This is a genomic window from Hominifimenecus sp. rT4P-3, from assembly GCF_051055405.1.
Classification (GTDB): Bacteria; Bacillota; Clostridia; order Lachnospirales; family Lachnospiraceae; genus Pseudolachnospira.
In genome coordinates, this window is sequence record NZ_CP167068.1 from 3,173,249 (window position 1) to 3,196,216 (window position 22,968).

23 protein-coding genes, 1 tRNA gene and 1 riboswitch are annotated in these 22,968 nt (G+C 48.2%); of the genes, 12 read left to right on the forward strand and 12 right to left on the reverse strand.

What is annotated here, in order from left to right:
* Positions 1-86: 86 nt before the first annotated feature.
* The 3 genes from ACCC71_RS14735 to ACCC71_RS14745 are packed head-to-tail and all read right to left on the reverse strand — an operon-like array spanning position 87 to position 2,030.
* The gene (locus ACCC71_RS14735) at positions 87-809 is read right to left on the reverse strand and encodes a hypothetical protein (RefSeq protein ID WP_434310383.1); all 723 of its coding nucleotides are present in this window, start codon (positions 807-809) and stop codon (positions 87-89) included.
* A complete protein-coding gene (locus tag ACCC71_RS14740) occupies positions 806-1,669 on the reverse strand; it encodes an ABC transporter ATP-binding protein (RefSeq protein ID WP_434310384.1) in 864 nt (287 codons plus the stop codon). Before ACCC71_RS14740 ends, ACCC71_RS14735 begins: the two co-directional genes overlap by 4 nt.
* The gene (locus tag ACCC71_RS14745; RefSeq protein ID WP_434310385.1) at positions 1,656-2,030 is read right to left on the reverse strand and encodes a GntR family transcriptional regulator; all 375 of its coding nucleotides are present in this window, start codon (positions 2,028-2,030) and stop codon (positions 1,656-1,658) included. Before ACCC71_RS14745 ends, ACCC71_RS14740 begins: the two co-directional genes overlap by 14 nt.
* 199 nt (positions 2,031-2,229) lie before the next feature.
* Between ACCC71_RS14745 and ACCC71_RS14750 the strand changes: the two genes are divergently transcribed.
* On the forward strand, positions 2,230-3,756 hold the full coding sequence (locus ACCC71_RS14750; RefSeq protein ID WP_434310386.1) for a Na+/H+ antiporter NhaC family protein: 1,527 nt from the start codon (positions 2,230-2,232) through the stop codon (positions 3,754-3,756).
* A 112-nt stretch (positions 3,757-3,868) separates the two neighbouring features.
* Here ACCC71_RS14750 and ACCC71_RS14755 read toward each other — a convergent pair whose 3' ends face one another.
* Together ACCC71_RS14755 and ACCC71_RS14760 are read right to left on the reverse strand one after the other, a co-directional pair.
* On the reverse strand, positions 3,869-5,233 hold the full coding sequence (locus ACCC71_RS14755) for a CitMHS family transporter (protein ID WP_434310387.1): 1,365 nt from the start codon (positions 5,231-5,233) through the stop codon (positions 3,869-3,871).
* Entirely contained in the window at positions 5,230-7,053 is a 1,824-nt protein-coding gene (locus ACCC71_RS14760; protein ID WP_434310388.1) for an ATP-binding protein, read from the reverse strand. The genes ACCC71_RS14755 and ACCC71_RS14760 overlap by 4 nt, the downstream gene beginning before the upstream one ends.
* A 220-nt stretch (positions 7,054-7,273) precedes the next feature.
* On the opposite strand from ACCC71_RS14760, the gene ACCC71_RS14765 reads away from it, so the two are divergent.
* Positions 7,274-7,963 (forward strand): response regulator transcription factor, encoded by a 690-nt coding sequence (locus ACCC71_RS14765; protein WP_434310389.1) that lies wholly within the window; start codon positions 7,274-7,276, stop codon positions 7,961-7,963.
* A 95-nt stretch (positions 7,964-8,058) separates the two neighbouring features.
* On the opposite strand, the gene ACCC71_RS14770 is transcribed toward ACCC71_RS14765, so the two are convergent.
* The 4 genes from ACCC71_RS14770 to ACCC71_RS14785 all read right to left on the reverse strand — a co-directional run bounded on the left by ACCC71_RS14770 (position 8,059) and on the right by ACCC71_RS14785 (position 13,361).
* Positions 8,059-9,732: a formate--tetrahydrofolate ligase gene (locus ACCC71_RS14770; RefSeq protein WP_434310390.1), complete on the reverse strand. Its 1,674-nt coding sequence runs from the start codon at positions 9,730-9,732 to the stop codon at positions 8,059-8,061.
* A 68-nt stretch (positions 9,733-9,800) separates the two neighbouring features.
* A riboswitch (ZMP/ZTP riboswitch) is annotated at positions 9,801-9,884 on the reverse strand.
* A gap of 150 nt (positions 9,885-10,034) precedes the next feature.
* Positions 10,035-10,982 (reverse strand): hypothetical protein, encoded by a 948-nt coding sequence (locus ACCC71_RS14775; RefSeq protein WP_434310391.1) that lies wholly within the window; start codon positions 10,980-10,982, stop codon positions 10,035-10,037.
* Positions 10,983-11,134: 152 nt separating this feature from the next.
* Complete coding sequence (gene serS, locus ACCC71_RS14780) at positions 11,135-12,415, reverse strand: serine--tRNA ligase (protein ID WP_434310392.1); 1,281 nt, start codon at positions 12,413-12,415, stop codon at positions 11,135-11,137.
* A 412-nt stretch (positions 12,416-12,827) separates the two neighbouring features.
* A complete protein-coding gene (locus ACCC71_RS14785) occupies positions 12,828-13,361 on the reverse strand; it encodes a TetR/AcrR family transcriptional regulator (RefSeq protein ID WP_434310393.1) in 534 nt (177 codons plus the stop codon).
* A gap of 122 nt (positions 13,362-13,483) precedes the next feature.
* Between ACCC71_RS14785 and ACCC71_RS14790 the strand changes: the two genes are divergently transcribed.
* A complete protein-coding gene (locus ACCC71_RS14790; protein WP_434310394.1) occupies positions 13,484-14,617 on the forward strand; it encodes a pectin acetylesterase-family hydrolase in 1,134 nt (377 codons plus the stop codon).
* A 62-nt stretch (positions 14,618-14,679) separates the two neighbouring features.
* On the opposite strand, the gene ACCC71_RS14795 is transcribed toward ACCC71_RS14790, so the two are convergent.
* A tRNA-Arg gene (locus ACCC71_RS14795) sits at positions 14,680-14,753 on the reverse strand.
* A gap of 209 nt (positions 14,754-14,962) precedes the next feature.
* Here ACCC71_RS14795 and ACCC71_RS14800 point away from each other — a divergent pair.
* Positions 14,963-15,169, forward strand: a complete 207-nt coding sequence (locus ACCC71_RS14800) for a hypothetical protein (protein WP_434310395.1) — start codon at positions 14,963-14,965, stop codon at positions 15,167-15,169.
* A gap of 14 nt (positions 15,170-15,183) precedes the next feature.
* Here the strand turns inward: ACCC71_RS14800 and ACCC71_RS14805 are convergent, their stop codons facing one another.
* Complete coding sequence (locus ACCC71_RS14805) at positions 15,184-16,077, reverse strand: DUF3881 family protein (RefSeq protein WP_434310396.1); 894 nt, start codon at positions 16,075-16,077, stop codon at positions 15,184-15,186.
* A 226-nt stretch (positions 16,078-16,303) separates the two neighbouring features.
* Between ACCC71_RS14805 and gdhA the strand changes: the two genes are divergently transcribed.
* A complete protein-coding gene (gene gdhA / locus ACCC71_RS14810) occupies positions 16,304-17,653 on the forward strand; it encodes an NADP-specific glutamate dehydrogenase (protein ID WP_434310397.1) in 1,350 nt (449 codons plus the stop codon).
* 92 nt (positions 17,654-17,745) lie between these two features.
* Here the strand turns inward: gdhA and ACCC71_RS14815 are convergent, their stop codons facing one another.
* Positions 17,746-17,934, reverse strand: a complete 189-nt coding sequence (locus ACCC71_RS14815; protein WP_434310398.1) for a hypothetical protein — start codon at positions 17,932-17,934, stop codon at positions 17,746-17,748.
* 71 nt (positions 17,935-18,005) lie between these two features.
* Between ACCC71_RS14815 and ACCC71_RS14820 the strand changes: the two genes are divergently transcribed.
* The 7 genes from ACCC71_RS14820 to ACCC71_RS14850 all read left to right on the forward strand — a co-directional run bounded on the left by ACCC71_RS14820 (position 18,006) and on the right by ACCC71_RS14850 (position 22,835).
* Positions 18,006-18,719, forward strand: coding sequence for a helix-turn-helix domain-containing protein (locus ACCC71_RS14820; RefSeq protein ID WP_434310399.1), 714 nt, complete (start codon positions 18,006-18,008; stop codon positions 18,717-18,719).
* 27 nt (positions 18,720-18,746) lie between these two features.
* Entirely contained in the window at positions 18,747-19,067 is a 321-nt protein-coding gene (locus tag ACCC71_RS14825; RefSeq protein ID WP_434310400.1) for a (2Fe-2S)-binding protein, read from the forward strand.
* Positions 19,051-20,154 carry an FAD-dependent oxidoreductase gene (locus ACCC71_RS14830; RefSeq protein WP_434310401.1) on the forward strand — a complete coding sequence of 368 codons (1,104 nt, stop codon included), beginning with the start codon at positions 19,051-19,053 and terminating at the stop codon, positions 20,152-20,154. The genes ACCC71_RS14825 and ACCC71_RS14830 overlap by 17 nt, the downstream gene beginning before the upstream one ends.
* Entirely contained in the window at positions 20,148-20,648 is a 501-nt protein-coding gene (locus tag ACCC71_RS14835; protein ID WP_434310402.1) for an NADH-quinone oxidoreductase subunit I, read from the forward strand. The genes ACCC71_RS14830 and ACCC71_RS14835 overlap by 7 nt, the downstream gene beginning before the upstream one ends.
* Complete coding sequence (locus ACCC71_RS14840) at positions 20,641-20,931, forward strand: (2Fe-2S)-binding protein (protein WP_434310403.1); 291 nt, start codon at positions 20,641-20,643, stop codon at positions 20,929-20,931. The genes ACCC71_RS14835 and ACCC71_RS14840 overlap by 8 nt, the downstream gene beginning before the upstream one ends.
* On the forward strand, positions 20,928-22,073 hold the full coding sequence (locus ACCC71_RS14845) for an NAD(P)/FAD-dependent oxidoreductase (RefSeq protein WP_434310404.1): 1,146 nt from the start codon (positions 20,928-20,930) through the stop codon (positions 22,071-22,073). Before ACCC71_RS14840 ends, ACCC71_RS14845 begins: the two co-directional genes overlap by 4 nt.
* 279 nt (positions 22,074-22,352) lie before the next feature.
* A complete protein-coding gene (locus ACCC71_RS14850) occupies positions 22,353-22,835 on the forward strand; it encodes a flavodoxin family protein (protein ID WP_434310405.1) in 483 nt (160 codons plus the stop codon).
* Positions 22,836-22,968: the final 133 nt, after the last annotated feature.

The following is a 22,968-nucleotide window of genomic DNA, read 5'->3' on the forward strand; positions in this document are numbered from 1 at the left end:
TGTGGGTCAGATGTATTTTTCCGAAAACAACGGACTTCCCTGCACATTCTTCACGGAGCGTTTCTTTTTCCAGCATCCAAAACACTTTATGCCTTTACTTGAGCTTTTAGCTGCAGGCGCCCGCCGATGGCAAAACAGACGGCGGCGATGATCAAAAGCGCTCCGATGGTCCGCCCATAGGAAACGCTTAACCACAGGAGAACATTCAACACCCATTGAAGCATTCCCATTCCACTTCCCAATTCGATGCAAGCGGGAAGCAAGACAAACAGAGTCACCGGTAAACCAACGGAAAGGCAAATCGTGACTCGTTTTCCACCTCGGTAGGACATAGCAGCTAAAAGGTAACCAAAGCTGTAAAGCATCAGATAGGCCGCCATCAGCAACAAAAAGTTAACGGGAATATGTCCTAAAATCCCATCCTCCCACAAATAGCTGTTTACGAGAAGCGGATGATACCCCTCAAAATGCAAAGCATTACTGATCAGCGTCATCCCGCAGGCAAGAATCGTATCTGCGGCCGCCATCCCAACGCAAAGCAGGGAATAAGACAGGCATTGAGATGTCAAAATCGTCTTGCGGCCAACTCCACTTTGAATGAGAAAGAGAAAATCTTCTTTAAAAGAGCAGCATCCAACCACAAAGATGCAGATCATACTAGCAACTTCCACACCGCCATAGCCAATTGAGCCGAAAATTGCATTGGCAATTACCATGACGCAAAATAGCAATACAAGAATCAAATAAAAGGTTCCCATCGGCCGCTTCATCGCGGCCAGCTGATAATAAATAGCTCCTTTTTGTTTCATTCTTCCCCCTCCTCTCCGGTCAGGCGGATAAATAATTTCTGTAAATCCATATTTGATAGTTCCAAACCCTCCGGCAAAACTTCCGGACGCTTCTCCCCCCAAAAGTAAGCTGCTTTCAATCCCCCGAAGCTTTCCTCAGCGATTACCGGACGGCCTTTCTGATAGCTGTCCACATCCGCCGCTTTTCCGGAAACCGCATAGCCTTGCTCCAGCAATGCTTCGCGGGAGCCCTGATAAATGATCTCCCCCTTGCGAAGTAAGATAACATCCTCCACCACATTGGCCACTTCGTCGATCAGATGAGTAGAAATCACCGCGGTAAAAGGCCGCTCCGCGTATTTTTCCAAAAAGACCCGATAAAACAGTTCCCGATGATTCGCATCCAATCCCAGGACTGGCTCATCAAAAAATACCACCGGCGTATTGACGGAAAGCGCCATAATCACCTTAAAAATCGAGCGGTAACCGGTGGAAAGCTTCGTAATCCCAGTCTTCATCGGAAGCTTAAATTTCTCCGCCAACCGCATCGCATACGCGGAATCAAATTCCGGATACAATTTCGTGCCATAACGGATTGCCGCCCGGACATCCATCCCATCCGGATAGAGATTCTGCTCGCTCATGAGATAAATATCTCCCATCCGATCTTCTTCCTTTAACACAGGAACGCCGTCCACAGCGGCCTCTCCCTGATCTGGGAAAATCCATCCAGCCAAAATTTTTAAAAGGGTACTCTTTCCTGCTCCATTCCGTCCAAGAAGGCCGTATATTTTATTTTCCTCCAATGTAAGGCTAACCTGCTTCAATGCGTGAACCGCTCCATAACTCTTTTCAACTCCCCTTGCCTCAATGCGACTCATGTTCAAACCCCCTTTCGATCATTTGCTTAATATCCGTCTCTGTCAATTGGAGCCGTCTTGCTTCTTCCACCAAAGTTCCGATATATTTGTCGTAAAACTGCTCTTTTCTTTTTCCGCGAAGCTGCTCCACCGCGCCATCCCTGACAAACATTCCAATCCCCCTTTGTTTATACACCACGCCCGCATCCACCAGCAAATTGATGCCTTTTAGCGCTGTAGCCGGATTAATCCTGTATTGAACGGAAAATTCCGTGATAGATGGAATTTGGCTCCCTTCCGGAAACGCCCCGGATAAAATGCTATCTTCTATTCCCTCTGCAATTTGGAGAAAAATCGGCTTTTCATCATCCAAACGTATCATTCGGCCCTTCCTTTTCTTCTTGTTTTTTAGTTAATTACTCAAGTAATTAACCATATAACACAGTATAACTACATTTCCTCCCCTTGTCAAGAATTTTTTGAAAATTAGAAGGAGAAACGTTGCGAGTTTTGTCGGAACATGATATACTACCATCGATTGACAAAAGTATACACAATTCTTATGAGAAAAGGAGAAAATTATGGAAGGTTATGAAATGCTACAGGTCGGCTGGCTTTCCATCCTGCCACCGCTCTTAGCCATCATCCTTGCGCTGCTGACGAAAGAAGTATATTCTTCCCTTCTCGTCGGCGTTGCCTCCGGCCTTATTATCTATAGCTGTTCGGCTGGAACTGGCATACTGGAAGGGATTTTTATGGTCCCGAAGATGATGGCGGAACAAATCGGAGAAAATGGCTTTATGATCTTGTTCCTGTCCTTGTTAGGCGCGGTGGTGGCTGTAGTCACCATGGCAGGCGGGTCCCGGGCTTACGGGAACTGGGCCAGTAAAAAAATCAAATCCCCTGCCGGAGCCAAAACCTGTACGGCTGCTCTTGGTCTTTTGATTTTTATCGACGACTACTTTAACTGTCTGACCGTCGGCACAGTGATGCAGCCGGTTACAGACAAATTCAAAATTGCCCGTGAAAAACTAGCTTACCTGATCGACGCTACGGCCGCGCCGATCTGTATCATTTCCCCGATTTCCAGCTGGGCCGTAGCTGTCGCTGGACAACTGGGGACGGAGACGGATGGATTCGCCGCTTTTGTACAGGCGATCCCCTACAACTTTTATGCCCTGCTAACCATTATCATGGTTCTCTTCCTATGTCTGACCAAATTTGATTTCGGTCCGATGAAAAAGGCGGAACTGGAAGCAAAGACAAAAGATTACGAGGATACCGGCGTTTCCGATGAAATTCAAGGCATCCACGTCTCTCCCAACGGCCGGGTGATGGATCTGGTCATCCCGATTGTTGTCTTGGTCATCTGCTCCATTTTAGGAATGGCTTATGCCGGAGGATATTTTACCGGAGAAATGGGATTTATCGAAGCCATCGGCGAGCAGCCCACTTTCGGCTTGTCTCTTGGCGCTTTTGCCGCTCTGGTAGTCGCCGCCGTTATGTATTTGCCCCGCAAGCTCCTTACCTTCCGGGATTTTATGGCCGGTTGCGTCAGCGGAGTAAAGTCCATGGTTCCTGCTATCATGATTTTAACCTTCGCCTGGTCCCTTAGCAGCACTTGCCGCTATATGCTTGGCACTGGGCCTTTTGTCAGCGGCGTCGTAGAAAGCTCTGGCGTACCCCTTAGCATTCTGCCCGCTTTCGTATTCCTGATCGCAGCGTTCCTTTCTTTCTCCATGGGAACTGCTTGGGGAACCTTTGGTATTCTCCTTCCGATCGTTATCTCCATCTGTTCCGGAGATGCCGGCGCGCCTTACATGCTTTCCGCCATGGGCGCGACGCTTGCTGGTTCCGTTTATGGCGATCACTGCTCTCCGATCTCCGACACGACGATTCTCTCGTCCACCGGAGCAAAGTGCGATCACCTGAAGCACGTTTCCACGCAGCTGCCCTACACCACCTTTGTGGCCGCCATCTGCTTTGTCGGCTATCTGCTGGTTGGCATCATGAAGAGCCCTTGGATTCCACTGCTGTGCTCCACGGCGTTAATGTTCTTATGCTTCTTCCTGCTGTCGAAATTCGAAGGGAAAAAGCAGGCGGAATAGCCACAAACTTATTTAAAAAAACGTATTGTTGCGAATTATAAACTTTACAAATATACCCCGGCGGAACCTGTTTCTCGCCGGGGTATAAAAATTCGCATATTTTATTTTCCGTTTACAGCGGGATAATGCCGAGCACAACGGCGAAGATCATGCAGAGGATACTAAAACCCCATACCCACAAAAAGGAATTTTTAATATGATCCTTAATATCTACATCCGCCAGACCGACGCCCAGTAAAGTTGCCGGTACCATCGGGCTGATGAAGGTAGCGCAGTTACGGCAAACCACCATGGCCACAGCGATTGGAGTCGCATCGATGCCGAAGCCCGCACCGATCCCCATCATAACCGGCAACATACCGTAGAAATAGCTGTCCGTATCAAAGGCCAGCGCTAACGGTACGCTCAATATACCGATAACCAAAGGCAGATGATGTCCCAAAATATCCGGCATCCCTGCAGAGATCAAATTAGACATACAGGTAATCACACTGTTGATCTCCACGCCATTCACCGTTACACTTTTTACTAGCACACCCATCAATACGGCAGCTCCCATCAGAGTAGAACACATCATCAACGCAGGACCCGCATGGCTGTTGATGATTTTTTTCTGCATCTTTGCCCCCGGATAGTTCACCAGGATGGCCACAGCTACGCCAAACATAAAGGGCACATAGCTGGGAAAGATATCGTAAATCAGCAGAGCGATGACAGCGATGGTCAGGAAAATATTAAACCAAAAGAGCTTCGGCCGCGCCAAATCGCTTTTCTCCGCCTGCTCGGCCGCATCCAGTACAACCTCCCCCTCAATCTCAGCCAGGCGGCCATTGAAACCTGCGCCTCTCTTTACCTCCATCGTGCCGGTGATAAAGGCTACCACAAAAACTAATAGGATGCCAAAGATCTGAATCGGAATCAGAGTACTCCACAAGCTGGCAGGCTCTACGCCCAATACGGTGGCGGCGCGCATCGTGGGACCGGCCCAGGGCATCAGGTTTAACACACCCATAGCCAGAACAGCCACTCTCAGCAGACTGGTGGGACGCATGTGCAATCTCTTATATACCGGCAGCATAGCAGGCACCACGATACAAAAAGTGGAAGCACCGCCGCCGTCCAAATGGCCAATCAGAGCGATAACCGCGGTCATTAAAGTGACGCCGATAACATTCCCCCCTACCAGCTTCATCAAACAGTTAATAATCACGTCAAACATACCAGCATCCGTCATGATACCAAAATACAGTACGCTGAACACGAACAGAGCCGCCGTAGGGCTGGTACTGCTAAAACCGCTTTTGATCAGAGATCCCATATCGTCCATGGTGTAATAACCGCCCACCACCAAAATCAAAGCCAAAATAGTGGGGAACACGATAAAGGCAATACTAGGCAAGGTCTTGCTCTTAAACAGAGTGACTACGATTGCGATAATACATAGAAAACCAAGAATAGCTACCAGTGTTTCACTCATAATTTTTTTCCTCCTTTGATCGTTTCTTCAGAGGGCCTTTCTAACGGAAGATAAACCACAAATTCCGTTCCCTCTCCTGGCGCACTGGTCACACAGAGGAGACCATGGTGGGCTTCCACAATACGCTGTACAATGGAAAGACCTAGTCCTGTACCTTCTCCCGCCTTCTTTGTGGTGAAGAAGGGGACATAAATCTGCGCAAGCGTCTCTTCGCTCATTCCACAACCATTGTCACGAATGGACAAACGATAAAATAATTTTTTTTCCTTTCCTCGGAAAAATGGGTGCTTTTTTTTATCTGGGGTCAAAATTTGGCTTTCCACCACCAACTCCCCCTGCTCCACATCCTTCATCGCGTGAATGGCATTGTTGCAAAGATTTAAGAGAATTTGGGTAATTTGCGTAGGGTTGCCCCAGACCGCCGCTTCGGTGTCCGAAAGTCTGTTTTCCAATCGTATATGGCGAGGGATAATGGAATTTACCATCACCATGGCCTTATGGATCACCTGAGTGATCGGCAGGCTGCGAAAGGTCTTTTCTGCATTTTTTCCTGAGAACTGCGAAAGCTGATCGATGATCTCTTTTGCCTTTTTTGCGGAGTCATAGATCTCCTGTAAATCGGCATAGCGTTCGCTGGTCGGTTCGGTATCGGCTAAAAGTATCACGGAATATCCCATGATAGGAGTTAACAAATTGTTAAATTCATGGGCGATACCGCCGGTCATGGTTCCTAAAAGCTGCAACCGCTGCTGATGAGCCAGCCTTTCTTCTTTTTCCCGAAGCGCCTCTAACTGCTCGTTGAGCTGGCGCAGCCGGGCATTTTCTGCCTCATAGCTGCGCATACGGAGCATAACGCGCACAAATCCTACCAAAAGCAGGATAAGCATCGCTCCCAAAGATCCTGCTACTGCCAAAATACGCACCATGCCGTCCCGTATGGGTATGGACAGTTCACTGTAATCGATCACAGCGCTGACGACGATAAAATCATTCCCCAGATGCGCCGGCTCATAAGAAGAAATTTTTCTTACCCGACTCGGTTCTTCCTCTGCCCACCAATAGGATTCATAGATGGCTGTTCCCGTTTTTCCGGCTAACTGATCGTCTACCATGGCAGCCAACTCCGTCAGATCAAAATCCGGATACTCTGCCTGGCGATCGTCAATCACATCGATACCGATTTGCTCTTCCACCGGATGATTTAGGATCATTCCATCGGAAGCCTTTAGCATAATATAACCGTTTTCTCCCAACGTAATGTAAGAGGCGGTCTGTTCATACATGGCGCGGATATCCAAAAAGAAGCTTAAGCGTCCTCCAGATACCGTCTTCGCAGACAGGCGCAGATAAAAATCCCGCTGCCCGGTTCGCACCAATTCCATCTGCTCCCCCTCATCGTCGGAATACATCTCACGCACGGTATCCCAGTTCTCGAAAGGAGCGGAAAAGAAACGCTCTCCCTCCGCCGTTTCATAGAAGGCACAGCCAAGATTATTCCCACGGATGGCTACTTGCTCTCTCAGATAGCACAAAAGGCTTTCTTTATCCACCTCCATATCCTCATAAAAATGAGAAATATCTCCGGCGGCAATGCGCAAATCCCGACGGTATTCCTCTACATAGACCTCGATGCTGTTGGTCACAGAGCGCACCAGATGCGTCATCTGCTGCGTCTGCCCCTCTATCACGCGGTTCTGATAATTGGAAAGCATCTGATAGAGAGAAAGCGCCAGCAAGATACTGGTCAACAGAATACCGGCGGACAAGAGGACAATTGCTTTGCGGCTATTTTCTTTTCTTTGCATATTTTGTTTTTCCATTTTATCGTTGATATCCTTCGATGAAATTATTATAAATCATTTTTCTTAAATACCTCTGTAAAAATCTTAAAAAGCCTTAAGACTCTGCTATTTTTTCTTTATTTTTTTCAGCATGACAAAATTCATAGGTTTTGTCAACCGTTACCTTCAAAAAAAGATTTGCTATGCACGCAAAAAAATGCTATGCTTTTTACAAAACAGGGAAATACAGGAGGATTCCATGGCTGCCGAACAGGTTTTGATCATTGATGACGATCCGATGGTCCGACGTTTGCTAGAAAAAGTAATGACCAGCAATCAGCTGAAGTCCCTTTCCGCAAGCAGCGGTGAAGAAGCTCTTTTGCTTGTCCGGCGGGAACCTTTTGATCTGATCCTTTTAGACGTGACGATGAGAGGAATGGATGGTTTTCAGTTTCTGGAACAAATCCGCCGCCAGGGAATTGACACTCCTGTCATTATTGTCAGCGGAAAAAACGAAGAATACGATACTCTTTACGGTCTAGAGTTAGGCGCAGACGACTATATCACCAAACCGTTTAACCCGGTGGTGCTGGGAGCGAAAGTAAAAGCCATGATTCGCCGCAGCCATCAGCTTTCGAAGCAGACATCCTCCCAGATAACGGCAGGCCCATTTGTTTTCGATAAAGCCACTCTGAAGCTGAAAAAAAACGGAAAAGAAATTTTCCTTTCTTCTAAGGAGACCATGATGTTTTCTTTTTTTCTGGAACATATCGGTCAGGTATTTTCCAAGGAACAGCTCTACCAGCAAATCTGGGGAGACTGGAGCGTAGACGACAACACCATTATGGTGCATATCAACCATCTGCGCCGAAAAATTGAGGATAATCCCAAAGCCCCGAAGCACATTCTCACGGTCTGGGGGCTTGGATATAAATTTGTGATTGAATAGCACAAGCGGGGCATTTTGCCCCGCTTGATATAGCTAAATATGAACCGTTCTGGTTATTATTTCATTAATCATCTACCTGGCAGAACGTATACCGCTTAGAACAAGCCGCTGATCTTGCCGGTCTCGTCCACGTCGATCTTCTCCGCTGCCGGTACCGGCGGTAAGCCCGGCATCGTCATGATGTCTCCCGTCAACGCTACAATAAATCCTGCTCCCGCTGAGATCTTCAGGTTTCTCACCGTTACTGTGAATCCCTTCGGTGCTCCCTTTAATGCCGCATCGTCCGAGAAGCTGTACTGCGTCTTCGCTACGCAGATCGGGCACTTATCAAATCCTAGCTTCGTTAACTGCTCCGCCTGCTTCTTCGCGTTCGCCGTCAGCATCACTCCGTCTCCATGGTATACTCTCTTTACAATTGCATCCAGTTTCTCCTCGATGCTTCCCTCTAAGCCATAGCTGAAGCTGAAATCATTCGGCTCTTCTACCAGTCTTACGACCTCTTCCGCCAGCGCGATTCCTCCTTCTCCTCCTTTGGCCCATACTTCCGACAGCGCTACGTTTACTCCCAGCTCCTTGCACTTCTTCTCTACTAGGTCTAACTCTGCCTTCGTATCCGTCGGGAACGCGTTGATCGCTACTACGCACGGCAGCTTATATACCTGCGTGATATTCTCTACGTGCTGCAGCAGGTTCGGCAGTCCTGCCTCCAATGCCGTAAGGTTCTCTTCGTTCAGATCCGCCTTCGCCACTCCTCCATGGCTCTTCAGCGCTCTTACCGTCGCTACCATTACCACCGCCGACGGCGTCAGCCCTGCCATACGGCACTTGATGTCTAAGAATTTCTCCGCTCCAAGGTCTGCTCCGAATCCGGCTTCCGTGATCACATAATCTCCTAGCTTTAACGCCATCTTCGTCGCCATCACCGAGTTGCATCCATGGGCGATGTTCGCAAACGGTCCTCCGTGCACGATCGCCGGCGTATGCTCTAACGTCTGCACCAGGTTCGGCTTTAAGGCATCCTTTAACAGCGCCGTCATCGCTCCCTCTGCGTGAAGGTCTCCCGCCGTTACCGGCTTCTCATCGTATGTATATCCCACGATAATACGCGCTAAGCGCTTCTTCAAATCAATGATATCCGACGACAGGCACAGCACCGCCATGATCTCGCTCGCTACCGTGATATCGTATCCGTCTTCTCTCGGTACTCCGTTTACTCTTCCGCCAAGGCCGTCTACTACGAAACGAAGCTGGCGGTCGTTCATATCTACGCACCGTCTCCACGTGATTCTTCTCGGATCAATGTTTAACTTATTTCCCTGATACAGATGGTTGTCTAACATTGCCGCCAGCAGGTTGTTCGCCGCTCCGATCGCGTGCATATCTCCCGTGAAGTGAAGGTTGATGTCTTCCATCGGGACTACCTGCGCGTATCCTCCACCTGCTGCTCCGCCTTTTACTCCGAATACCGGTCCCAACGACGGCTCACGCAGAGCCACCATCACGTTCTTTCCGATCTTTCTCATTCCATCCGCCAGGCCTACCGTCGTCGTCGTCTTTCCTTCTCCGGCCGGCGTCGGGTTGATGGCTGTTACCAGGATCAGCTTTCCGTCTTTCTTCTTGCTCTCCTGGAGCATGTTATAATCGATTTTTGCTTTGTACTTTCCATAATGCTCCAAGTACTTTTCGTCGATTCCTGCTGTCTTTGCGATCTCGGAAATCGGCTGCATCTCTGTTTCCTGTGCAATTTCGATGTCGGATTTGTAGCCCATACCTTTCTTCTCCTTTACCTTATTGGTTTTGCCTCTTTTACCAAAAAGGGCATCATTTGAAACGCTCCAAATGATGCCCAGACGGTCGGCTCTCTTACGATTCTGATCCACTGTGGTTCTCCACATTTATCCGTCAGGTATCAAAACCGCTCTGATGTCCTTATGGTAACATATTCCTGACACTTTGTCAATAATATATCATTTCTGTTATAAAATCGTCGAATTTCGAATGTTTCCTCTCTTTTCCCCGTAAAAAAGTAACTTTTTTGGCCAAATACATTACTATTTTTGCTGACCCGGCGTCACTTCGTAGCGTCGGCAGCCTCCCGGCAAATCTTTTCAAAGTCCGCATCGCTGACCTCGCCTTTGGTATACAGGCTGTATGCAAAATCACCTGACTTCCAGGTAGCGAGACGGGCGCCATTCTCTGCTTTCTGTCTTGCGATTTCTATAGTCCCATCGTCATACTCAGCTTCCAGAATCTCCATTTCAGGATTCCATTCTTCCGTCACTCCGGCATCCACGCTGCCATTCGCGCCGCGGAACTGGTACGCCGCGTTATTCCAGGTAAATCGGATTTCCGCCGTATCTTCATTGACGATATAATAAGTGCTGTCTTTCGCGTCGTCCGGCTCTGCAATCCGCACGCCAAGAGCGGAAAGCCCTTCCCGATTTTCCACCTGCTTCCGCGGATTTGCACCGCCAGCCTCCGTGACAGCGATCAATTCTTCCACCAATTTCTGAATGGCCTCATCTTCCACTTCCGCCGCTGTGTAAAGAGAATACGTCGACGTCGCATCCGTCCAAAGCGCCAGACGTCCTCCTCCGGAGGTCTTTCGAATCTCTGCATTGGTGTCCGCCCCAGAAACGGTCAGCGCTTGCCCTTGAAAATTATCATAAACGCCGGAAATATCCTGATCTCCCGCAGCCCCGCGAAAACTGAAATGATTTCCGTTCAAAACAAAATTCACTTCCGCCACTTCATCTGCAATAATATAGTACTCTACATTCTGTGCCCCTTCTGGCGCGCCCAATGCTGCCTGCAGCGATGCAAAATCCTCGATTCCTTGGACCTGGCGAATGGGATTTTCCACCGCGGCTGTGCTGGATTCCTCCGGTGCTTCCGTAGGCGCTTCCGTCGCCGGCGGCGTAAATAAAACGCTCTCCCCGTCACCGGCATTGCTTTGACATCCCGTAAAGGTCAATGCCGCAGCCAAAGCGCCCGCCAGTAAAATTTGGTTTCTTTTCATGCTCATTCCTCCCGCAAGTATTCACTTCTATTTCTTTACTCTCTGCCTTCCATTGACAAAGGCATACGCCCTTATCAATTGAAGATATAGTATATCCGCTTCTATTTGTCAAGCCCTCTTTTCTTCAAACTTCCCGCCGCCCCTTTTACTAGTTACCGGATCGCATCGATTCCACCCATATAAGGGCGCAGCGCTTCCGGAATACGCACGCTTCCATCCGCGTTTAAATTATTTTCCAGGAAAGCAATCAGCATTCGGGGCGGAGCCACCACCGTATTGTTTAGCGTATGGGCTAGATATTTCTTTCCGTCATTCCCCACCACACGGATTTTCAAACGACGCGCCTGAGCATCGCCCAGATTGGAACAGCTGCCCACCTCAAAATATTTTTTCTGACGCGGGGACCACGCTTCCACATCCACAGATTTCACCTTTAAATCCGCCAAATCACCGGAACAGCACTCTAAGGTACGCACCGGGATATCTAAAGAGCGGAACAAATCCACGGTATTTTGCCATAACCGGTCAAACCACATGGGGCTTTCTTCCGGTTTACAGATAACGATCATTTCCTGCTTTTCAAACTGATGAATCCGGTAAACGCCCCGCTCTTCGATGCCATGAGCGCCTTTTTCCTTGCGGAAGCAGGGCGAATAGCTGGTCAATGTATAGGGCAGGTTTTCCTCTGGATTTACCGTGTCGATAAACTTTCCGATCATCGAGTGTTCGCTGGTGCCAATCAGATAAAGGTCCTCGCCTTCGATCTTATACATCATAGCTTCCATCTCGTCGAAGCTCATAACGCCGGTTACCACGTCGCTGCGAATCATAAAGGGCGGTACGCAGTAGGTAAATCCCCGGCCGATCATAAAGTCTCTTGCATAGGAAATCACCGCCGAATGCAGCCTGGCAATATTCCCCATCAAATAGTAAAATCCATTTCCCGCTACTTTTCTGGCGCTGTCCAAATCAATCCCTTGAAAACGCTCCATGATCTCTGTGTGATAAGGGATCTCAAAATCTGGAACGACTGGCTCGCCAAACCGTTCCACTTCCACGTTTTCACTGTCGTCTTTCCCAATGGGAACCGAGGGATCAATGATGTTCGGGATGGTCATCATGATTTTCTTGATCTTTTCTTCCACTTCTTTTTCTCTTTGGGTCAGTTCATCCACCCGTCCCGCATTGGCCGCTACCTGCGCTTTTACAGCTTCCGCCTCTTCCCGTTTTCCTTGTCCCATCAGGGCTCCGATCTGTTTGGAAAGCTTATTGCGGTCCGCTCGCAGAGCTTCTACCTCTTTTTTAATATCTCTGTTTTCCTGATCTAAGGCAATTACCTCATCCACCAGCGGCAGCTTCCGGTCCTGGAATTTATTTCGGATATTCTGCTTCACGATCTCTGGATTTTCTCTCAAAAACTTAATGTCTAACATAAGTTACCTCCTACTATTCTATGGAATTAAATAAAGTATACACCCTTCACGGTTATCCGACAGAAAATGGGGGCGGAATTTCCTATGAAATAAAAAAAGCCCTCATCCCTATGGGACGGAGAGCTCCGCGTTGCCACCCAAGTTGCCGGAAATCCGGCCTCCTCATCTGCGCTGTACCGGGCGCACCCTTCCGGCTCCTCGCCGGCTGCTCGAAAAGTGGAACGAAACAGATTGCCGCCGGTTCGCACCAGCCACCGGCTCTCTGGTAGGCTTTCTTGTCTCTTAGCTTTTCTCAGACGCATTTTCTTTATTATTAATCTTGTCTGCCTATGCATTATATCACTGGTATGTCCAAAAAGCAAGCTGTTTAAACATTTGACACGGAAAGACTACGTTTACAAAAGCCCGCTGGCTATCGTCCTTGATTTTGGAACAACAGTCTCATTTCTTCTGAAGATTCCTGCATTCCCCTCTGAAACCATACTTCTATCCAACCATACAGGCTGTATGCAACAAACGCCTTTGCATAAGCCTCTCCTTTTGGCAAACCTGGCTTTAATTCCATCATGTCCAAAATAACGTCTTTTAGCAAATAAATCAGATGGCGTTCATTTAAAAGACGATAAAATGCCCTATGCTGTTCAAAATGCTCGAATATCATGCCAATACCTGAACTAAAAGGGATACTGTTATTTTTCTCCCAATCGCTTTTCCACCCGTCAAATAATTTATTGATATACGCTCTCAAAATATCGCTCTTACTGTTAAAATTGCGATAAAAAGAAGCTCGTCCAACGCCCGCGTTATCACATAATTCACTGATAGAAATATCCTCAATCCCCTTCTCTTCCAATAATGTTAAGAAAGCTTTTGTTATATGCTCCATCACATAGGTATTTCTTCCTTCGTTGCTCATCGGTGATACAGTTTTTCGGTTTTGTCTCATTTTTTCTCCCCCTATTGACATTCCTCAAAACGCTGATACACTTATATCGGCGATACAAGTGTTTTATCGATATAGTAGCACGCTCGCTCTTAAAAGTCAAGGAAATAGATGAGGTGAAAAAGATGAAAAAAGCATTAAAAATAATCGGAATTATACTGTTGATTCTTCTTGCTATCGCTTTGCTTGTGTATTTTTTTGTGTTACAATACCCAAACCTGAAGAAAAATCCAACGGTAGGAAAATGGTATCGTGTCACCAGCCGCGAGATGAAAACCTCCGAGGGCGGTAAATATCGTGCATTCTTCAAGAAGGGCAGTGAAAACAAGGTGATGGTGTACTTTGCAGGCGGCGGTGTTAGTATCAACGAAGAAACGGCCAGGGACGATACCTATAATACCACGGAAATTTTTATTGACAGGCTGGCAAATCTCACCATGAACATGGGCGGCCTTGCCTCGGAGGTGGAAGGAAGCCCTTTTGAAAATTGGAGCGTTATCCTGTTTCCCTACGCGACTGGAGATTTCCATGCAGGTATGGGAGAATTTCACTATACCGATCACGACGGCAAAGAGAAGATTCTCTATCACAACGGTTATGTAAATTACACGCAAACCATGAGGAAAGTAATGGAGCTTGCCGGCATCGGCGAACCGGATGCTGTCGTTGTGACTGGCTACAGTGCCGGAGGTTTTGCCACAGCGCTGCTTTCCGATGATATTTTTACAAATTACTTTCCGAATGCGGAAAGTAAAAATGTTCTGGTGGACGCGTCCCTGCTTCTGTATGACGATTGGCATACCATTGCGACGAATGTATGGCAAACCCCAAAGGAAATATCGAGTAAGTTGACCAGCAATAATCTTACGTTGGACTGTCTGACTGCATTACATAAAAAATACGGCAATGACATTCATCTTCTGTTTGACTGTTCTACCAGAGACGGCGATTTGGCAAAGGTTCAAAATTATCTTGATACGGGAGTCATGGATGTCACAGAAAAAGAAGCCGACATCTATCAGCAGATACTGAAAGACACGATTCCGCAGTTCAAAGAAGCCGGTGTAAGTCTGTTTATCTGGGATGGTGTGCCATGGTATGATGATCCAAGAAATATGACGGCGCATACGATCATTGCAACCCCCGCTGTATGGCTGCCCTTTGAGGAACAGAATCAGTCCGTAGCCGGTTGGCTTACCGACGCAGTAAACGGGGATTTGAAGGACTATGGTCTTGATTTGGTGGATAAACAGTACTAAGTCGCTGAAAAAAAGAATGCCGAATCCAGCATTTACACCTGCTGTTTTCGGCATTTCAAAAGCGTCGCTAAGAGGATTTGAACCTCCGGCCTACCGCTTAGGAGGCGGTCGCTCTATCCAGCTGAGCTATAGCGACATATCATTTTACGAAACCCGGCCAAAGAACGATTTACCCCGTTTTCCTTTTCTTTTGGCCAGACCCCAGGTCATACTATACCATAAAAAAAACTTTTGCGCAACTACATCTTCCCCATCCGCTCATCCACCATTTTCATCTATTTTGTGTTATACTATGTTTACATATCCGCCCCATTGCCCGCACATAAACAAAAAAAGGAGCCGTCTATGATAACAGAAAAAGAAAAACGATGCGAAGCCTTTGAAAAAATGCTTACCAAGGTGAAACAAGACTATGAGGACGCCGACAGAAAAATGAAAACGCTAAAATCCGAAGGAAAAGAAAAAACTGCAACTTACCGCCAGCTCATGGGAAATAAATTGCAGTATCAAAATATGCTTTCCATATATAAAGCGTATGGCCTGATGGATTAGGAAGTCTCCCTATTTTATTCCTCCTCGGTAGAGGCAAACTCCGCTCTTCCCTGAAGCCAAACATCGCCTTTAAACCTCCGGCCTACCTCCGGCTCCCCCAGCAGATCCATCTGATTGATCAATAGCGCCATCTTTACATCATTGCACTCCAACAACATTCGATATAAATTTTCGCCAGTCATTGTGTTTCGGATCGTCTCCACTTCCAAGATCTCTCCGATAATCGCGTACTGATCGCATTCCAATCCACATGGCATAAAACAGGTATCCACGATGGAGTAAAGATCTTCCTGTCCGATTCGGCCGGAGATCTCCTGCACCAGGTTCATATCCTCCATGGCAAGGCTCTCCATCGCCTTCTCATCCCCGTTTTTCGCCGCCTCGATCAGCCGCCCTCTTGTTTTTACCGCCGCCTGGCTGCTAGCCTTTTGCCAATGGGATTTTTTCATCGGCAGCAAAATTTTCCCAGCAACCGAAAGAGCCGTTAAAGAGACTCCCGTGATCTTTTCACTTTCCACTGAACTGGCCAATCGCCTAGCATATTCCATCCCATTGCTGAGATAAAAAATCAAAGATACTCCCAGCGCCGGTTCCTCGCACAGGCCCCCATAAGCGTTTCTATCGCTCTGACGCTCCACCACACAGGGAGAAGTAGTGGAAATAGTATTGCTATCCGCATAAGGAAAAAAGTACTCCTGCCGGAATTCTTTTCCTTCCTCATACTCGCCATAAACCCGGATGCCAATCCGGTCTCCAAAGCTTTTGCTCAGATGGCCAAACACCTCGCTCCCCTCCCGAACCAAAACGGATGCGGTCGGCGAATGGCGGACTTGATCCAAAAGCGGACGGATCATATCCGATTTATTATATTTGCTAAATCCAATTGCCCTCAAAAATTTATGTTTCATATTCATTCCTATATTTATGAAAGAAAGATATCGCTTTGCTGTGATGCTCATTATAGTATAATAATGATTCTTTTGCAAGTGGTTCCAATTTCTTTTATATGAAAGCTATTTTGATATATTTAGCTTAAATCATATCGTGACATTTGGCGAAAATCGCGCTATAGTTAGATTTGCAATAGGGATGGCGATCATCCCTCAAATTTATTCTATCCAGGAGGAGAGAAATATGTCGTACGTAGATGAAGTATTGGCACAAATTTCCGCGAGGGACGCCAATGAACCGGAATTTCTGCAGGTGGTAAAAGAAGTATTGGAATCCCTGCGGCCGATGATTGAACAGAAAGAAGACAAATATCGCGAAATCGCTTTGTTGGAGCGCCTCTGCGAGCCCGAAAAGATCGCTACCTTCCGTGTTCCGTGGGTAGACGATAAGGGACAGACCCATGTAAACCGCGGTTTCCGTGTTCAGTTCAACAGCGCGATCGGCCCGTACAAGGGAGGAATCCGGTTCCATCCTACGGTTAACTTAAGCGTTCTGAAATTCCTGGGCTTTGAACAGATGTTTAAAAATTCCCTGACCGGTCTTCCGATCGGCGGCGGCAAAGGCGGAAGCGATTTCGATCCGAGAGGAAAGTCCGAAGCAGAACTGATGCGTTTCTGCCAGTCCTTTGTCCTTGGCCTCTACAAGAGCATCGGCGCAAACCTGGACTGCCCGGCCGGCGATCTGGGCTGCGGCACCAAGGAGATCGGCTACATGTTTGGTTACTATAAGAGAATCGTCGGCGAATTTGACAACGGAGCTCTTTCCGGCAAACCGATCAATTCCGGCGGAAGCCAGGGCAGAAACCAGGCTACCGGTTTTGGCGCCGTATACTTTGCAGAGCAGCTCTTAAAATCTCTGGGCCGCGACGTAAAGGGTACCACCTTCGCTCTTTCCGGCTTTGGTAACGTATCTTGGGGCGCTGCCTGCAAGATCGCAGAGCTGGGCGGTAAGGTTGTGGCTATCTCCGGACCCGACGGCTACATCTATGATCCCGATGGCATCGTAGGAGAGAAGCTGGATTACATGTTAGAGATGAGAGAATCCCGTCGTGACCGCGTACAGGATTACGCTGACAAATACGGCGTAGAATTCCATGCCGGCGAGAAACCTTGGGGCCGTGTAAAAGCCGATATTTACATGCCTTGCGCTACCCAGAACGATATCCGTCTGGAAGATGCAAAACGTATGGTAGAGGAAGGCCACAGCACCACGCTGATCGAGGTTGCCAATATGCCTACCACTCTGGAAGCCATTGATTTCCTGAAAGAAAATCAGTGGGTTATCGCTCCTTCCAAGGCAGTGAACGCCGGCGGCGTTGCTGTTTCCGCTCTGGAAATGAGCCAGAATGCCCAGAAGCTTTCCTGGACCGCTGAGGAAGTGGACGAGAAACTGCATGTTATCATGAACAATATCTTCACGAACATCTCCGCTGCCGCTGAGAGATACGGCATGGCTGGCGATCTGATTGCCGGCGCAAACCTGGCTGCTGCTGAGAGAATCATCATTGCCATGGAAGAGCAGGGTATTGTGTAAAAAATAGTTCCTATCACTCTATGATAAAAGCGTGCATAACAGTTGTGAAAAGACTGCTATGCACGCTTTCTTTCGCCGAAGCCTCTTTCCGGCTATCGATTAAAATCCAATTTAGCCTTTTCACAATCACCTGAAGCAGTGCATTCTTTTACCTGAAAATCTGCATATTTTTCTTCTTTACTTTTTTCGTTCTCTTTTCTTATTGCTTCCCTTTTTCCTAAAATCTGCTTGATTTCACCCAATTTACGAGATAATGTATCAGTATACCTGAGATTCTGCACAGTATATTCTTCTTTTTGTGCTAATCTTAACCTAACAGGAATAACCCCTAAAGAGAAAGGAATCCAAGAAATTGTCCATTATTTCCAGCTTTACTATAAATTCATCGGAAGAAATCCAGACCCATGTCCATGATTATGCCCATATGATTCTTCCTGTACAGCAAAATTTTTACGTCAAATTTTTAGGCCGCTCCTATGATTTAACGCCCCGGCAAATCGGCTTTGTCCCGCCGGGTGTGGTCCACGAATTTGGCTGTCCTGGTAAAGCCCTGACGCTAAACATACCGGCGGAAATGGTCAAATCCACCGATCTGGTCTTCTTGACAGACAACTGCGTTTTGGACATTGACGCGAAGCTGGAACCTCTGATCTTCCTGATCAAACAGGAAGTGGAAAGCGAAGACAGCAGCAAGGAATCCCTACGCTATCTGTTTTACTATCTCTACGACAAGTTCGTGGAGCGCCACCGTCTTCCTTCCCTTCGCTATATGCACGAAAATTATGCCGGCCCTGTCAGTATTGCCAAACTGGCATCCATCGAAAACTATAACGTTTCCTATTATACCGATTGGTTTAAGAAAAAAGTGGGCTGTATGCCCAGCGAATATCTTCAGATGGTCCGAATCGACAAAGCCAAAGAAATTTTATCTACCACCCGCTACCGAATTTTAGACGTAGCCATGCAGGTCGGGTATAACAACGGCTCTTCTTTTTCCAGAGCTTTTAAGTCCGTGACCGGAATGACCCCGAACCAATACCGCCATCTGGCTTCCGAGGCGAAGTAAATTACACTCCGAAAGGGAGGAAATGATATGAGAATCGAACAACACCCCGTCTTACAGTTTGACCGCGGAGAGAAGGTCCATTTTTTCTATAATGGTCAAGAGGTGGAAGGTTACACAACGGAGACCATCGCCGCCGCGCTTCATGCCGCGGGTATCCGGAAGCTTGGAACCAGTCCGGAACTTCACCGTCCCCGCGGCCTATTCTGCGCCATCGGCAACTGCTCTTCCTGCTTTATGACCGTCAATGGGGAGCCCAATGTGCGTATCTGCGTTACCCGTTTGGAGGACGGCATGATTGTGGAAGAACAGCAGGGAAAAGGAGGCGTCCACTATGATTCGAGAGACTGAAATCCTGGTGATCGGCGGAGGCCCTGCTGGACTCTGCGCCGCCAAAGCCGCGGCTTCTTTAGGAGCCCATGTGCTGATCTGTGAACGGGATTATGTTCCCGGCGGTCAATTGGTCAAACAAACCCACAAATTTTTCGGTTCGGAAAAGCAATATGCCGGCGAACGCGGCATTCAAATCGGAAAGACGCTGATCGATGAGATCACAGCAGAGCCAAAGATTGAAATTCTGACGGAAGCTACCGTGCTTGGAATCTATGAGGACGGCATCGTCACGGTCCTCCACCAGAATCAGCATCTAAAAATCCGCCCCCAGAAGACCATCGTCACTACCGGGGCCGCTGAAAAATTCCTTGCATTTCCCGGCAATGACTTACCCGGCATTTATGGCGCGGGAGCCGTTCAAACCTTAATGAATGTAGCCGGAGTAAAACCGGCGGAGCGCGTGGTGATGGTTGGCGCTGGAAATATCGGCCTGATCGTCTCCTATCAGTTGATGCAGGCCGGCGTTCAGGTTGCCGCTGTGGTCGAAGCCGCGCCTAAAATCGGAGGATATCTCGTCCACGCGTCCAAAATCCGTCGCGCCGGCGTTCCTATCCGTACCGGTTATACCATAAAAGAAGCTTATGGTACGGATTGCCTGGAAGGCGTCGTCATCTGCAAACTGGATGAAAAATGGCAGATGATCCCCGGAACCGAAGAGACAATCCCCTGCGATACTCTTTGCCTAGCCGTAGGTCTGACGCCCTTAGCGGAACTTTGCTGGCAGGCAGGCTGTCAGATGGCCTTTATCCGTGAACTCTCCGGCCATGTGCCGCTTCTCGATGAAAACCTGGAAACTACCGTCCCCGGCCTCTACGCCGCGGGAGACGTGGCAGGGATTGAGGAAGCTTCCGCTGCTATGGTGGAAGGCCGGCTAGCCGGATGTTCCGCCGCGGCAAGCCTTGGTTATTCCCCCAGGGAGGCCGAAGCCATGCGGCAGGCGGCCCGTCAAGATTTGGAGGAACTCCGCTCCGGTCCCACCGGCGCAAAAATTCGCGCCGGACTGGAGAAGATGTATCGGAAGAAAGGAGAAGTAAAAGCATGCTGATTCAGGATGGAATTCCCACTGCCGAAGATATTTCCCAGGTGATGCCTTCTGTAAACCGGCTTTTTTCCGGTCCGGTGGCGATCGCTGAATGCTTTCAGAAAATCCCCTGCAACCCCTGCGTGAAGGCTTGCCCCAAAAAGGCCATTCATGTAGAGCCAGATATCAATGAGACCCCCAAAATTGACTTTGACAGCTGCGTTGGCTGTGGGATCTGCATTTCCCACTGTCCTGGCCTCGCTATTTTTGTGGTTGACATGACTTACGGGGAGGATACCGCACTCTTACAGCTTCCTTATGAATTTCTTCCTCTTCCTGAAGCAGGGCAATTTGTCCTTTGTCTGGACCGTTCCGGTCAGGAGGTGGGAACGTATCCCGTGGTCAAAGTGACCATGGGCGGAAAGAAAAATAAGACCTATGTGGTCTCCCTTGCTGTTCCCAAGAAACTAGCCATGGAAATCCGCAATATCCGTCCAGGAGGTGATCAAAATGAATGATCGCGCTACGATCCTTTGCCGCTGCGAGGACCTGACCAGAGAACAGATACTGGCATGCATCGAAAGCGGCTGTCATACCATCGATGAGATCAAACGGGTTACCCGCGCCGGCATGGGTCCTTGCCAAGGACGTACCTGTCGAATGCTGATCGCTCAGGAACTTGCCTCCTACTATCACGTCCCTCTGGAAGAAGTCCTGATGCCAACCTTCCGCCCTCCTGTCAAGCCAATCTCCATGGGAATCCTGGCGGACGCCTACGATAAAGAGGGGGAAGACCAATGAAAAAAGGATATGACGTAGTAATCATTGGCGGCGGCATTGTTGGCTGCGCCACTGCTTTTGAGTTGGCAAAACGGGGAATTACCGATGTTTTATTGATTGAAAAAGGATATCTCAGTTCCGGCGCCACCGGGCGCTGCGGCGCTGGAATCCGCCAGCAATGGGGATCGGAACTAAACGCGCGGCTGTCCATGGAAAGCACCGAAATTTTTGAACATTTAGAAGAATACACCGGATATTCCGGCGACTGCGGCCTTCACCAGGGGGGGTACCTTCTCGTCGCTTATACAGAAAAAGAGTGGGCGCAATTTCAGGAAAATTTGAAGGTCCAGCATCGGCTTGGCATTGATTCCCGAGCCGTAGACCTGAAGGAAGCCAGGGAAATCGTACCGTTCCTAAATACAGAAGGTATGTATGGAGCGACTTTCTGTGCAAAAGACGGTCACGCGAATCCGTTTCACTGCACCCAGGCCTATGCCCAGGGCGCCAGGAGAATGGGCGTGGAAATCGCCACTTACACGACCGTCACTGGCTTAACCTCCCACAATGGACACATTACCGGAGTTGAGACCGACCATGGCTATGTAGAAGCCAAAACCGTGATCAACTGCGCGAACACCCGCGCTCCGGAAATCGCCCAGATGGTAGGGGAAACCATTCCGGTCTATGCGGAACGCCATCAGGCTCTGGTCACAGAACCCGTGGCGCCGCTGATGGACTGTATGGTAATGTCCTTCCATCGCTCCTACTATGTCCAGCAGACGCCCCACGGGAGCTTTGTCATGGGTATCGGCCCCCAGGAGGAGCCCAGCCACAATTTCCATTCCAGCTGGCAGTTTTTAGAAAAATGCTGTTCTGTGATCTGCGAGGCCCTTCCTCCTTTGCGGGAACTTCGGGTGGTCCGCCAGTGGGCCGGTCAATATGACTTAAGCCCGGATCGGAACCCGATCATCGACGAAGCCGCCAATGCCAAGGGATTCTACAGCGCCTGCGGCTTTTCCGGGCATGGTTTTATGGTAGCGCCCCGGGTCGCCATCTTGATCGCCAATCATCTGGCCGGCCAAGCGGATACGCTGGATATTCGGCGGTTTGGCTTAAAGCGCTATGAGACGGGAGAACTTCTCCTAGAGCCTGCGGTTGTTTAAGAATAAAGAATTTCCTATCAAATAAAAAGAGTTCTACTCCTTCCCAATAGATCCGGATCTGCTCCCTTTGAGCGGCAAGTAATTAGATAAACGCTTGTCGTTTCGGGGGGCAGATCTATTTTTCGGTTTAATAAGAAAATTACGGACATTTTGAGAATACGGGAGCATGAAATACGAAGCAATCCGGTATCAGAAGGGACAAAATACCTTTTGACCTCAACATCATCCTGTTATATAATTGCAAAAAACGAAAAGAATGTGAAAGAAGGAATATTCTTGATGAAAACAGTAATTATTTATGCGTCTACTCATCATGGAAATACCAAAAAGGTTGTTGACCAAATGGCAGCCTGTATCGATGCGGATATCGTAGACATTACAAAAAGCAACCCTCTTCATATTGCAGGATATGATCTGATTGGATTCGCATCCGGCATATATTTTGGATCATTCCATGAAAAAATCACGAAGTTTGTGGAAAAAGAGGCCTTTTCCAAGCGACAAAAAGCTTTTCTGGTAGACACCTGCGGTATCGGATACAAAAATTATAGTAATGGAATAAGGAAAAAACTGGAGCGAAAAGGGGTAACCGTCCTTGGTAATTTTCAATGCAGAGGTTATGATACCTATGGTATTTGGGGAAAATTAGGCGGTGTCGCGAAAGGACATCCCAACGAAACAGATTTCAATAAAGCTCAAAGTTTTATAAAGCAATTAGTTAAGAAAGCAGAGAACGAAGAAACAGAAACCATCCGCCATTGAATATTGGTATTCTTCATTGGCCGTATGTTCTTTTGTCAATAGGAAATCTCCAAAGATCCAGATATTCAAACATGCCGGACTATTTTGTACTTGCTACGAAACGCTACAAAATATCCCGGCACGTTTGAATACT